This window comes from Caballeronia sp. ATUFL_F1_KS39 (assembly GCF_023630985.1).
In the GTDB taxonomy this organism is placed as follows: Bacteria; Pseudomonadota; Gammaproteobacteria; order Burkholderiales; family Burkholderiaceae; genus Caballeronia; species Caballeronia zhejiangensis.
The window spans coordinates 117,201-130,194 of sequence record NZ_JALQDZ010000056.1 but is presented as its reverse complement, the minus strand read 5'-3'; the positions used below and the strand labels follow the sequence as shown (position 1 = coordinate 130,194).

The window sequence follows — 12,994 nt, the reverse complement described above, 5'->3', positions numbered from 1 at the left end:
GGCTCTCGGGTCTCATTCGGCTGCAGCAGCCGCGGATGGCGCAGCCGTGGCGAGCGTCTTGAGCAGCGCGGGATCGTCGAGCACGCGCGCGATCAGTTCTTCCGCGCCGTTCTTGCCGTCCATGAAGATGACGAGATTCGCGAGCTGCGTGCGCGCTTCGAGCAACTTCGCGAGCGCATCGACCTTGCGCGCGACGGCCGCGGGCGAAAAATCGTCCATGTTCTCGAACGTGATATCGACGCTGATGTTGCCCTCGCCCGTCAGCTTGTTCGGCACCTGAAACGCGACGCGCGGATGCATCGCCTTCATGCGGCTGTCGAAGTTGTCGATGTCGATCTCCTGGAACTTGCGCTGATCGACGGGCGGCAGCGCTTCGGCGGGCTTGCCGGAGAGATCGGCCATCACGCCCATCACGAACGGAAGCTGAATCTTCTTCTCGCTCCCATAAGTTTCGACGTCGTATTCGATCTGCACGCGCGGCGCACGATTGCGCCCGATGAATTTCTGACTGCTGGTTGCCATGACGTCTCCTTCGAGTGGGCATGAGCCACGCAATTAAAACGAACGAGTTGTGGCCGGATTGAAGACTCGATTCGAGAACCCGCGCTCACTGCGGCCTCGTCCCCGCGATCAGATGAATCTGCGCGAGGCTGTCGGGCGCGAGATCCTGCATCACCGCGAGGAAATCCTTGCCCATCAATCCACGCGCGCGGCGGATCAACAGCGGCGCGGGATTGGTCGGCTCGGTGCGTTCGAGAAACGCGCACACCGCGTCGAGCGCGGCGAGCGCATCGTCGCGCGTCGCGATCTCGCCGGGGCGGGCAATCGCGCGACGAAGCGTCGGCGCTTCTTTCATCTTCGTGATGTCGGCGGATGCTTCGGGCGCGTCCGTCGAAGCGAACGCGCGAAACTGCGCGGCGACGTGACGCGTCGCGATCGTCAGCGCGGTCATCGAAGGCGCGCGTTCCGCGCCGAGCTTCTCCGTCAGGCAAGCGCACAGCGTCTGCACGGCGCGCGGCAGATCGAGCCCATTCGCGAGAAGCTCGGCATCCTGCGCCACGGCATCGGCGAGCATGCCTTCCACGCGCGCCGGCGTCGCGGCGTTCGCGCCTTCCTCCGGCGCGAGCCTGCCCTGCGCCACCAGAATGTCGCGCACGGCGAGCCGCTCGCCATGCACGCGACACACTTCGCATTCGCGCAGATCGTGCAGCAAGGTCTCGGCTTCCGCGAACGGCGTGTAGGCATCGGCGAGCGGCGCAAGCGCGTTGATGCGCAATACGGCATCGTTGTCGTCATCGTGATCGAGCGGCGGGAAGAGGCCGTCCCAATAGCGCTCGACGAGGCCCGTCAGCAGGCGCAAACCCGCATGAAAGCCCGCGAGTCCGTGGACATGCGCCGCCGCGCGCGTCCACGCAATCGCCACGCGCACATCCTTCGAGCGCGCGAGCAGCGCGTCGCCCTGCTCCAGCACGTCGTTCCACGGCGGCGGCTCGACGAGCACGTCGAACTGACGCTGCGGCATGCCGCGCGCGAGCGCTTCGAATTCGAGAAACGCCGCGTCGTATTCCAGATCGATGCCTGCGGGCGGCATCGTTTCTGTCGGCGCGAGGAGCGGTTCGATGTCGATCATCGCGGCTCCTCAGAACTCGCCGCAGCCGTGCTGTCCGTTCACGACCAGACAGTTGTTCAGATTCGGCCGCGAGCGCACGCGCTTCCATTCCGCCGCGAGCGCGTCGGCGTCGCCTTCGGGCTGTTGCAGCGCGAGGATCGGCTCGTTCGTGCCGACGCAGATGTTGACCGCGCCCAGATTGCTCTCGTAGACGAAGGTCTGTTCCTGCGCCGTGAAAAGCGGCTGAAGTCCGCTGGTGTTGAAAACGGCGCCCTGAAGCTGCATCGGCGTGACGGTCAGCGTGCCCGGCTCCACGACGACGTTGTAGCCAACCGGCGACGAAAACGTGCCGTCGATGCCATACACGCCCGCCGCCGATATCGTCGTCGCGGACGAGCCGAGCCGTCCCGCGACGACGGACGTGCTGCGCCGATCGCCGGCCAGCAGACCGCTGACGTCGAAACCGAACGCGCCGTTCGCTCCGCCTTGCTCGCGCGTTTGACTGCCGATGGTGACGGTGACCGTCGGCCGGTCGGCGTAGACGAAGTGGTTGCCGTCCGCCGGCACGACGCTCTGCGACGGCTGCCCGTTCCAGCTACAGAATCCGCCGTAGACGCAGCCGTAGAAGTTCGGCAGCGCGCCGCCCGGATCGACGCCGTTGCGGTTCTCGCCGTTGTGCGTCGCCGCCCAGATGCGCCACGCGTTGCCCGCGCCGATCGTGCCGCCCGACGCGTTGTCGAAGACGCCGCGCTCCATCACGAGGTCGATGCTGCCGCCCGCGCTCAGGTGCGTCGGCGCGCCGGGCGTGCCGGGTGTGCCGGGTGTTCCGATCGCGATCGCGCCGCCATCGGAAATCGCGGTGAGGTCGCCGGTGACGTTCGGCTGCGATCCGCCGATTCTGGCGAGGTTGCCCGTCGCGCCGTCGAAACCATTGGCGCTCGCCGTGCCGATCGTGAAGCCGCCCGCCGTCGCAAACCGCACGTCATGCGCGCCCGACAGCGCGAGCACTTTGACGTCGTTGCCCGCGTCGGCGAGATCGAAGTCGCCGCCGCCCGCGAGCAAAAGCGTCTGCGCTTTTATGCCGCCCGGATCGGTGACGCGACCGGACGAATCGAGCGCGAGCGTCCTGTCCGGCATCGCGGCGCCCGATGGCAGATCGATGCCCTGGCTGCCCGCGCCCGTGTTCTGCAGCGTGAGGTCGTGCGCGAAGCCTTGCGGCAGGCTGACCGTGATCTTCCCGGTCTGGGTCGACGAGCCGATGACGACCGTCGCGATGTTCGACGCGATCGCGCCGAGCATCGACGGTCCGATGCTGAGGCCGCTGCTTGCGCCGAGCACGTTGATCGCCTGCGCGTTGTCGCCGACGATGCCGAAGTCCGCGCCGACCTTGCCGGGCACGAACACGACCGTGCCGAAGCGCGACGAGAACGTGCTGTCGGAATCGTCGAACACGAAGCCGTATTTGCCCGAGTTCGACGCCCGCACGACGATCGTGCCGTAGTCGCCCGCCGAGAGCGTCGCCCGGTTCATATACAGCGCGGTGGCGGCGTCGGCGGGTGTCGATGCCGTGACCGACACCGTCTGCGCGGGCGCGTTGGCCTGAAGCGTCACATCGGCGAGCGATACGCCTTTGCCATGCGCGCCGTTCGCGTCGAGCTGGCCGTTGGTGCCGCCGCGAATATCGATCGAACCGTTCGCCGAGCCGACGACGCCGCGATTCGACGACGTGCCTGCCAGCGCCACGCCGTCCGCGCCGCTGCCCAGACCGTAGATCGTGACCGCGCCGTCGGCGTGCAAGCCGAGCGCCGGGCTCATGCCCGCCACGAACACGCCGTAGGCGGCGATGCCATCGGGCGCGGTGCCGCGAATCGACAGTCTGCCGCCGCTTGCCGCGACATCCGATGCTTCGAGATGCACGCCGTCGAAATGAACCGGTTCTTCGTTGCCCTCGATCGCCGGAACGTAGCGCCGCTTGCCGTTCGCCGACGTGCCGGTGATCGACACGTCCGCGCCGGTCGATGAGATCCGCGCGTTCTGCGCGTACACACCCGCGCCCGCGACGGCGGCGCTGCCGCCGCCGGCCGTCGCGCCCGTTCCCGTAATGCTCATCGCGCCGCCGGTGCCGAGCGACGTGCCGATGATCCGCACGCCGTTGCCCCCGACACGCCCGGGCGAACGCTGCACGACCGCCCCGGTGCCGTGAACATCGACGTCGCCGCTCGCGGACAAAATCACCGGAACGATCCCGCCAGCGCTCGTGCTGAGCGAAGCCCGCAGCAGGCTCACGCCGTCGCCGGTCACGCTGCCGATGCCGGTCGACACCGAGGTCGAAGTCGAAAGCGAGGCCACGGTCTGCACGGCGGGCCCCTTGCCGTCGATCGAAATGCGGCCCGTCTGCGTCTGCACGAGCGGTGCGTTCGCCGTGCTGATCGAGTTGATGTTCGTGGAGACGGACGCCGCCACCATGCTCACGCCGGAACCCGACACCGATCCGGTGTTGAGCGCCTGCACCTTCGGCCCGTTGCCGTTGAGCGTGATGCTGCCCGCGCCGCCTGTGCTCAGCGCAACCGACGATCCGCCGATGGCGATGCCCGAGCCGCCGACCGTTCCGCCGCTCACGGTTCCCGTGACGCTCGGCCCGTTGCCCGTAACGAAGATATTGCCGGCGTCCGAAACGACGGACGGGCTGAAGGGAAAGCCTTGGCCCCCGTCCGCCGCGATGCTCACGCCCGAGCCGGACAGCGTTCCCCCGGTCAGGTTCGCGATCGTGGTCGCGGAGGCCGAAATCGAGACGTTGCCCGAGCCGGTATGCACGAGCGGACCGACGCCCGAGCCGAGGAATTCCGGCCGGAACATCACGCCCGCGCCGCTCACGCCGCCGAACGCGGTGCCGATCGACATCCCGTTGCCGATGATGTTCACGTTTCCCGACCCGGTCCGTATGACCGTGGTGCTCTGGTCGAGGCGTGCCGTCGGCGCGATCAGGACGCCGCCGCCGCTCACCGAGCTGACCGCGCTATCCATCGCCGGTCCCGTACCGGTGATGGAAATGTTGCCCGTCGTGGTACTCAATAGCGCCGTCGACGGACTGAGCGATGCCGGACGAAGCGCGACGCCGTATATGTCGGTGAACGTCTGCACGCGCTCCTTGGTGGTCGGCGCGCTGCCTGTGATGCTGATGTTGCCCGACGACGTGCGCAGGCTCGATGTCCCGCCGATGGCGACGCCCGCCGGCGCCCCGAAGTCGCCGCCGGCCTGCCCCGACACGGAAATGTCGCTGACCGAAGTGGCGATGCTCGAACTGCTGATGGTGACGGGCGCATAGGCCTGGTTCTTCGTTAGGCCCACGTCCGTGTCGCTGATCCCGAAAATCGTGTCCGGAACCTTGAGCGTGCCTTGCCCGTTGATCGTCACCGAGCCGCTCGCGAGACCGGTCGGGCCTTGCGGCACGGTCGTGTCGATCCTGGAGTCGATGATGCCGACCGCCGCGCCGTCGAAGCGCTTCGCGGCCGCGGGCGTCCCGGCAACGCTTTGCGGCACGCCGATGGCCAGATAACCGCCATTCGTGCTGATCGACGCGCCGGAAAGCAGAATGTTGCTTTGCCCCGAGGCGCCCGTGTTCGCGTCGAGCACGACGTTCAGCTTGCCCGCCGGCCGCTGGTCGCCCGCCGCGCCGCCGATGGTTCCGAGCACGGTGATGGAGCCGTTGGCGCTCAGCGTGAGCGTGCCTTCGTTGTCGGCGGCGGTCTTTGTGATGCTCGTCCCTTTCAGCATCGTGATGTCGCCGTTGTATTCGCCTCCGCCGTCCTTGCTGGTCGAGATCGTCACCGACGCGCCCCGGTTCAGTTGCGACGTGATGTCCGACGCGAGCACGTAGCTGTCGCCCGCGCCCGGCGTGAACGTCACCGGATTCGTCGTCGTGGAAAGAGCCGGACCCAGGCTCGTGCTGAGCGCCTGAAGCGAGCAGCATGACGTGCTGTCGGTGGTGCCCGTGCTCACGCTCGACGGCGCCGTATTGACGATTTCGATGCTCGACGGATCGAGCAGCCATTGCCCGCCGTGCCCGCGCAGCGCCTCGACGTGAATCCGCGCACCGTCCGTCGCCAGATACTTGCCCGACGTCTCGACGAGCCCGCCGTTGCCGCCGCCCGGCCCGCCCTTCGCGGAAAGCTCGCCGTACACGCGCGCCGCTTCCGTCCCGAACATGACGATGTTGCCGCCGTCGCCCGCGACGAGCGCATCGGCCATGACGTGCGCGTTCGGGCTCATCCAGAGCGCATCGGCGTTGACGATGTCCGGCGCCTTGCCCGCCGCGCCGCCGCCCACACGCACGCGGCCGCCGCCGCCCGCGCCGCTCGCGTCGACACGCGCACCGTCGCTCACCGCGACGTGGTAGCCGGTCACGTCGATCTGTCCGCCCTTGCCCGAATCGGGCGCGCTGACATCGACGCTGCCGCCGATATCCGTCTCGCCCGCCGATCCGCCATCGAGCACGATGCGCCCGTTGCGCGACTCGACGCTCCTCGCGCGCACCGTGCCCGTCTGGTTGAGCACGCTCGCCGCGGCGTCGTCGGCGGCGCGCGCCGACATCACGATCTGTCCGCCGTCCGCCTGCAGCGTCCCCGAATTGCCGATGAGCGCGTTCGCGACCTTGTCGTTCACCTTCAGCATCGTGAGGCCGTCGCCCGCGAAATCGAGCGTGATGTCGCTGCCCGCGCCGATCGCGATCTTGCCGAGCGTCGCGCTGACGAGTCCGCTGTTGTCGACCTGCGCGCCGAGCAACGCGACCGCGCCGCCGGTCGCGGCCGTGATCGATCCTTGGTTCGACACCTTGCCGGCCGCCGCGCCGCCCTGCGCGAAGTGATATTTGCCCGCGAGAAACGCGTCGTTCGAAATGCCGAGCGTCGATGCGACGAGCGATCCCACATTCACCGATGCCCCGCGCGCGAACACGACGCCCGCCGGATTCACGAGAAACACTTGCCCGTTCGCGTTGAGCTGCCCCGCGATGCGGCTGACTTCATTGCCGACGACGCGATTGAGCAGCACCGCCTGCGCCGACGGCTGCGAAATATCGACGCGCTCGTTGCCCGCGATCGAAAACCCGTTCCAGTTCACGATGCCCTTCTGCGAGCCTTGCGTGATCGTCATCGACGTCGCGTTTGGCCGGTTGACCGTCACGCTGCCCGCCTGAACCTGCTCGCCGACCGGCAACGCGAACGCGCCCGGCGCCGCGACGACCACGAGGAGCGGCAACAGCGCGGACACCCTCAGATCGGCGCCCATGTGACGGGCGGCGCGTCTGGCGAAACGCCTGATCGCGCGCTCCCATTCCCGGCGATGCCTGCGGGTCCGTAGGCAGGTGATGTCGCTCATGTCGAACTCCTCGTTTCCTGTTTCCGCGCTAGAACGATTTGGATACCTGCACGTAGACGCGCGGCACCTTGTCGTCGCCGGTGGTGTCGGCGCGGGTCGTGCGCCAGGCTACGCTCGCATCCACGGTGATGCCGTACGGCCCGCTCCAGAACGCGCCGAGACCCACGCCGCTGCGCGTCACGGTGTTCGCGCCCTGTCCGGGAATCGAGCGCGCGTTGTAGCGGCCCACGCCGATATCGAAAAACGTCGACAGCGTGAGCGACGGAATCACCGCATAGCGAAGCTGGGCCGTGGCGATCAGCCCTTCATCGACGACGGATTCCGACGGCGAATACGCGCGCACCGCACGCGGCCCGCCGAGCGTGATGCGCGACGAGCTGTCGAGGTTCTGGTTCGCCCATTGCCCCGACACGCCGATGAAAAAGCTCGTATTGCGCGTGATCGCGTTCAGGCGATTGGCCTGCATCGTGAGGCGCACGCTGTTGCCTTGCGTGTTGCGCCCGAACGGTCCCTGATCGATGGCCTCGGCGAGCGCCGAATCGATGTTCAGATGCGCGAACGCCAGTTGCACGTCCGCGCTGTTGAAGCCGCCGCCGAGAAAGCTGTCGCGGCTCTCGTACGACAGCCCGACGCTCGCCACATACAGCTTCTGCGGATTGTCGAAGCTGACGCTGTCGATCTTGTCGGTGAGCGAGCGGTATTCGAGCGCGCCGCGCAACAGCAGGTTCTGGCTGCGCGAGCGGATCAGCGGATGCGACACCGACGCGGTGACGACATCCGCATCGCCATGCGCGTTCAGCGAGGAGAACTGCTCGCCGAGGTAGTAATACAGATGCGAATACGCGATGCCGACGCGCGTGCCGCTCGCATCGACGGGCGCGTCGTAGCCGATGCGTCCGTAGACGGTATCGGCGCGCTCGGCCGCGAGCAGGTTGATGTCCAGGTTGTCGCCGATGCCGAACGGCGACGCGAGCCGTCCCACCGCGCCGAGCCGCCAGCGCCCGGCGGGCGCCGCGCCGTAGTCGTCGACGGAAACCGCGAAGTTCCAGCGGCGCGTCGGCTCGACCGTCACGTTCAGATCGACGGTGCCGGGCGCGCTGCCCGTTTCCAGCGCCGAGCTCACGCGAATGCCGGGCAGGTCCGACAGCAGGAGCATCGTGCGTTCGAGTTCGTTTTGCCGCAGCGGCTTGCCGGGCTCGATCGCGGCGAGCCGCGCGCGCACCATCGATTCCTTGACGGGCGCGCCGGGCGCCATCGTCAGCCGCACGCGGCCGATCTTGCCTTCGAGCACGGTGAACGTGACGTCGCCGTTCGTCACGTCCTGCGGCGGAATCACGACCTGCGCGAGCGGATAGCCGCGCTCGCGATACGCCTGCGCGACCTTCGTGCTCATGGCGTTCAGATCGTTGATCGACACTTCCTGGCCGATCCTGTCGGAAACGAGCGCGAGCAGCGTGTCCGAGGGCAGCGTTTCGTTGCCCGCGAAACGAATGCTCTTCAGCGTGAACTTCTTGCCGTCCGGCACTTCCGGCGCGGCGGCCGGCGGCGCGGGCAGCGCGCTCGAACCGCCCGGCGGCGGCGCGGACGTCGACGGACGCGGCTGCTCGTTGAGCAGCGTGCCCGCGCTCGGCACTTGCGCCGTGCCCGGCATCGGCACCTGCTGCGCCCACGCGGAGAACGCGCTTGCACAGACGATGCCGACGCCCGCCGCACGCGCTTTCGAACGTGAGGAAAAGCATGGGGATTTCGTGGCGTGGTTCACTTCTGCAATCCTCACCGGTGATCGGAAAACGTCTTTCAGCGCGCGACCGAGAGCCGCCAGTTGCCCATCAGATCGAAAGGCGCCCAGTAGAACGGATGAGCGAACTTGCCGTCGGCGAGCACGGCGAGCTGTGCGTCGCGCATCGCGTCGATGGCTTCCTCGCCCTTCGTGAGCGCGCCGTAGAACGTGCGCATGGTGAGCGCGGTCGATTCGTCCGAAACGGGCCACATCGACACGAGCAATGCCGACGCGCCCGCATAGAAGAACGCCCGCGTGAAGCCCATGATTTCGTCGCCGCGCTCGATGCGCCCGAGCGCCGTCTCGCACGCCGACAACGTGACGAGCGCGACCGAATCGAACTTCAGGTTGTAGATGTCCTGCGCGAGCATCGGGTCGGGGCCGTCGGCGGGCTGTTTCGCGGGCGCGAGCAGCACGCGCGAATGCAGCGGATCGATGGTGTCGGCCTGCGCATGCGTCGCCACATGCACGATGCGGCCCTCGGGCGCGTTGTCGCTGAAGGTCTTGCGCGTGACGTCGCCTTGCAGAAAGGTCTCGCGCTGCGCGAAGAGCGGTCCGATCGCGCGGACTTCGGCTTCCGCGCCGGGCAGATCGAATTCCGGCGAGATGCGCGGATTGCCGAACGCGACGAGATTGCTCGCGATGCGCTGCTGCCGCCGCACGAGCTGCACCGCGATGCTCGCCGATGGCGCGAGCGCAAGCGCATGCCGCTGGATCAGAAACCCTTGCGCGTTCCTCAGCGCCTGAAACGGCATGTAATGCAGCGAGCCGTTCGGCACGATGACGATCCGTTCGTTCGGCCGCAAGCCGAGCGGCTGAATCAGGAGCGCATCGAGCTTCGCGCCGTAGGTCAGCGCCTGCGGACGTCCGCGGATGATCGACGTGCGGAAATCGCCGACGGCGAGCGTCATGTCCTTTCGCGGAACCGGCAGCGTGAAGCCCTGAATGCCGTCGCGGCGCACGACCCACGCGATCAGCTTGTCGGGCAGGCCGTGATATTCGACGATCGCCTCGCCGGGATTCAGCGCGCTCGTCACGTCGTCGAGCGAGAGCGCGCGGCCGTTCAGTTGCGTTTCATCGACGTTCGTCGCGAGCCGGTTGCGCACGACATCGAGCAGCGCGCGACTGCGGCTTCTCTCGGAAAGCGCCCACGCCTGCTTGTAGTCGCCGTCCTCGACGACGAGCGCGATCGTTTCCTCGAAGACCGTCTGCGTATCGGAGAACAGGCCGGTCTTGAACTCGTCGCTGCGAAAGCGCGCGCGGATCGTTTCCGAATCGTCGAGCGCGGCGAGCCAGGCTTCGCGCGCCTTGCCGCGGTCGCCGAGCGCGAGATACGCGCGGCCCATGCCCTCGTGCGCCCACAGGTTGTCGTAGCTCGCGTCCGAGCCGCCTTTTGTGGCGCTTGCGGAAAACGCTTCGAGCGCCGCCTGCGGCTTGTGCTCCGCGAGCAGCAGATTGCCTTCGATGCGCCTGCGCAACGGCGCAAGCAACGTGTCCTTCACGCCGGACGTTTCTTCGAACGTGGCGCGCGCGCCGGCCGCGTCGCTGGTCGCGATCTGCGCGTTGGTGATCGAGAGGAGCACCATCGGCCGATAGCGCGCCGACGCCGTCGCGAGCGCCGCGCGATATTCCCCGAGCGCCGCCGACGGATCGCCGCGCCGCGCCGCGATATCGCCGAGGATCTTGTGCGCGGGCGCGAGCACCTGCTCCGGATTCTTCCCGCCCGCCGCGATGGCTTCCTTCGCGTAGCGTTCGGCATCGTCGAGATCGCCCGCATAGCTGTACGCGATGGCGAGATCGCGCCGCGACAGCGCGGCGAGATGGGCGTTGTCCGTCTCCCGCGCGACGACGAGCGCCCGCGACGCCGCCTCGATGCTCTCGCGGAAATCGCCGCGCTCGGCCGCCGCCACCGACATGCTGCAATACGCGTAGCCGTCGAGCTTCACCTGATCCCGCGCGAGCAGGAGCCGCCCTTCCTGCGACAGCGTCGCGATGGTTTCCGCGTCGCGCACGCGGGCTTCGGCCTGACGCGCGGCCGGCGTGAGCGCCTGATCCGCCGTGGCCGCATGCGCCTTCTGCGCCGTCTGCGCGCAGACGTTAAGCATTGCAAAGAGCGCGAGCCCCGCGCATGTCCGCCCGATCGGTTTCACGAACGCCCTCCTCGATGACCGCCGCTTCGCACTGGCGCTACCGGCGAAGCGCCAGCGCGGTGCCCTCACTAGACGAAACACCGCGAGCGATTTGAAAAGCGCGGCGTTTTCGTTCGTCTGTTGTGGTGTCCGAAGCCACTTGCGAAGTCACACGATCCGATGATGGAGAACCCGCGTCCGCGTCTTTGCGCACTGCTCTTTTGCGCGCTCGCGGCGAGCGCCTGCAAGTCGCCGCCGCCGCCCGCGCCGACGGTCGTGCGTATCAGCGTGAGCGCGCTGGATGGCGCGAATCCCGATCACGCGGGCCGCCCGTCGCCGGTCGTCGTGCGCGTGTACGAGCTGAAGACGACGGCCGCCTTCGACAGCGCCGACTTCTTCACGCTCTACGGCAAAGACCAGGCGACGCTCGGCGGCGATCTCAACGCGAAGAACGAATACGTGCTGCGGCCCGGCGACAGCCGCAGCGTCGAGCAGACGGTGCAGCCCGGCACGAAGTTCGTCGCGGTCGTGGCGGCGTATCGCGACATCGAGCGATCGCGCTGGCGGGCGAGCGCGCCGGTGCCGCCGAACCAGACGACGCTGATGAACGTGCGTATCGACGCCGCCGACGTATCGATCGCCGCGCAGCCCGCGCCGCCGCCATCGGGCAAGAAGAAGTGACAGCGCGCGCCGGTTTGCAAATCCGCCGCGCTGAATCGTTCTTTCAGCATCGAGCCCAAGCCCATACGAGGCACCATGACCTGGCACCAACGCATGATCTGGTCCGAGGGCCTGTTCCTCGAACCCCAGCACTTCCAGCAGCACGACCGCTTCATCGAGCATCTCGTGCGCTCGCACGCGCGCGCGACCGAGGCGTGGTCGTGGGGCTGGGCCGCCGTGATGCTCGACGAAATCGCGCTCGGGCTCGGCAAGATCGCGCTTGCGTCGGCGTTCGGCGTGCTGCCCGACGGCACCGCGTTCTCCTTTCCCGACGACTTCCCCGCGCCGCCGCCGCTCGACATTCCCGCCGGCACGCGCGACGAGCTCGTGTTGCTTGCGCTGCCGCTCGCGCGCGCGGGCGCAAAGGAATTCGACGCCGATGGCGCTGCCGATGGCCGCATCGACGGATTGCGCTTTCGCACGACGGATACTTCCGTCGCCGATATAACGACGAGCACGGACCGCGTCGCGCAGATTCGCGTCGGCGCGCCGAACGTGCGGCTCATGCTCGCGCGCGACGCGACCGACGCCTTCGCGACCATCGGGCTTGCGCGCGTGCTGGAACGGCGCGCCGACAACCGCGTCGTGCTCGATCCCGGCTACATCCCGCCGATGCTCCACGCGCACGCCGACCCGCGTCTCTTCGGCTATGCGCAGGAACTCGCCGGCCTCGTGCATCAACATGCGGACCGCCTGGCGAGCCGCCTCGCGAATCCGGGGCGCGGCGGCGTCGCGGAGATCGCCGATTTTCTGCTGCTGCAAACGCTCAATCGCTTCGAGCCGCAGTACGCGCATCTGTTGCAGGTGCCGCTGCTGCATCCCGAACGCCTGTACCAGACGACGCTCGCGCTCGCCGGCGATCTCGCCGCGTTCGACGAGCGCCGCCGCGTGCTCGCGTATCCGCCGTATCGCCATGACGATGTCGCGACTTCGTTCGAGCCGCTCATGCGCGACGTGCGGCAACTGATCGGCATCGTGCGCGAACCCGACGCCGTCGCGATCGAGCTGCAAAGCCGCAAGCCCGGCGTGCGCGTCGCGCTCATCAACGATCTGGAGCTCGTGAAGAGCGCCGGCTTCGTGCTCGCCGCGAACGCGCAGATGCCGGGCGAAGCGCTGCGCACGCGCTTTCCGACGCAGGTGAAGATCGCGCCCGCTGAAAAGCTGCGCGATCTCGTCAATCTCGCGCTGCCGGGCATCGGCCTGCGCGCGATGCCGGTCGCGCCGCGGCAGATTCCGTTTCACGCGGGCTTTTCCTATTTCGAGCTGGATCGCGGCGGCGAGCTGTGGAAGGAGCTGGAGCAGACCGGCAACCTGGCGATGTACATCGCTGGCGAGTTTCCGGCGCTCGAACTCGAATTCTGGGCGATCCGTCATTGAGCG

At 68.0% G+C, this 12,994-nt stretch carries 7 protein-coding genes; 2 read left to right on the top strand and 5 right to left on the bottom strand.

What is annotated here, in order from left to right; genetic code table 11:
• Positions 1-12 precede the first annotated feature (12 nt).
• The 5 genes from tssB to NCR93_RS28210 all read right to left on the bottom strand — a co-directional run bounded on the left by tssB (position 13) and on the right by NCR93_RS28210 (position 10,915).
• Positions 13-522 (bottom strand): type VI secretion system contractile sheath small subunit, encoded by a 510-nt coding sequence (gene tssB, locus NCR93_RS28230; protein WP_008346450.1) that lies wholly within the window; start codon positions 520-522, stop codon positions 13-15.
• An 85-nt stretch (positions 523-607) separates the two neighbouring features.
• The gene (tssA, locus tag NCR93_RS28225) at positions 608-1,630 is read right to left on the bottom strand and encodes a type VI secretion system protein TssA (RefSeq protein WP_175980200.1); all 1,023 of its coding nucleotides are present in this window, start codon (positions 1,628-1,630) and stop codon (positions 608-610) included.
• A gap of 9 nt (positions 1,631-1,639) precedes the next feature.
• A complete protein-coding gene (locus tag NCR93_RS28220) occupies positions 1,640-6,985 on the bottom strand; it encodes a beta strand repeat-containing protein (RefSeq protein ID WP_250532314.1) in 5,346 nt (1,781 codons plus the stop codon).
• Between the two features lie 28 nt (positions 6,986-7,013).
• A complete protein-coding gene (locus NCR93_RS28215; protein ID WP_175980202.1) occupies positions 7,014-8,747 on the bottom strand; it encodes a ShlB/FhaC/HecB family hemolysin secretion/activation protein in 1,734 nt (577 codons plus the stop codon).
• A 35-nt stretch (positions 8,748-8,782) separates the two neighbouring features.
• Positions 8,783-10,915 (bottom strand): CHAT domain-containing protein, encoded by a 2,133-nt coding sequence (locus tag NCR93_RS28210; RefSeq protein WP_175980203.1) that lies wholly within the window; start codon positions 10,913-10,915, stop codon positions 8,783-8,785.
• A gap of 159 nt (positions 10,916-11,074) precedes the next feature.
• On the opposite strand from NCR93_RS28210, the gene tssJ reads away from it, so the two are divergent.
• Both tssJ and tssK read left to right on the top strand, forming a co-directional pair.
• Positions 11,075-11,575, top strand: a complete 501-nt coding sequence (gene tssJ / locus NCR93_RS28205; protein ID WP_250479508.1) for a type VI secretion system lipoprotein TssJ — start codon at positions 11,075-11,077, stop codon at positions 11,573-11,575.
• 75 nt (positions 11,576-11,650) lie between these two features.
• The gene (gene tssK / locus NCR93_RS28200; protein ID WP_008346440.1) at positions 11,651-12,991 is read left to right on the top strand and encodes a type VI secretion system baseplate subunit TssK; all 1,341 of its coding nucleotides are present in this window, start codon (positions 11,651-11,653) and stop codon (positions 12,989-12,991) included.
• The last annotated feature ends 3 nt before the right edge of the window (positions 12,992-12,994 follow it).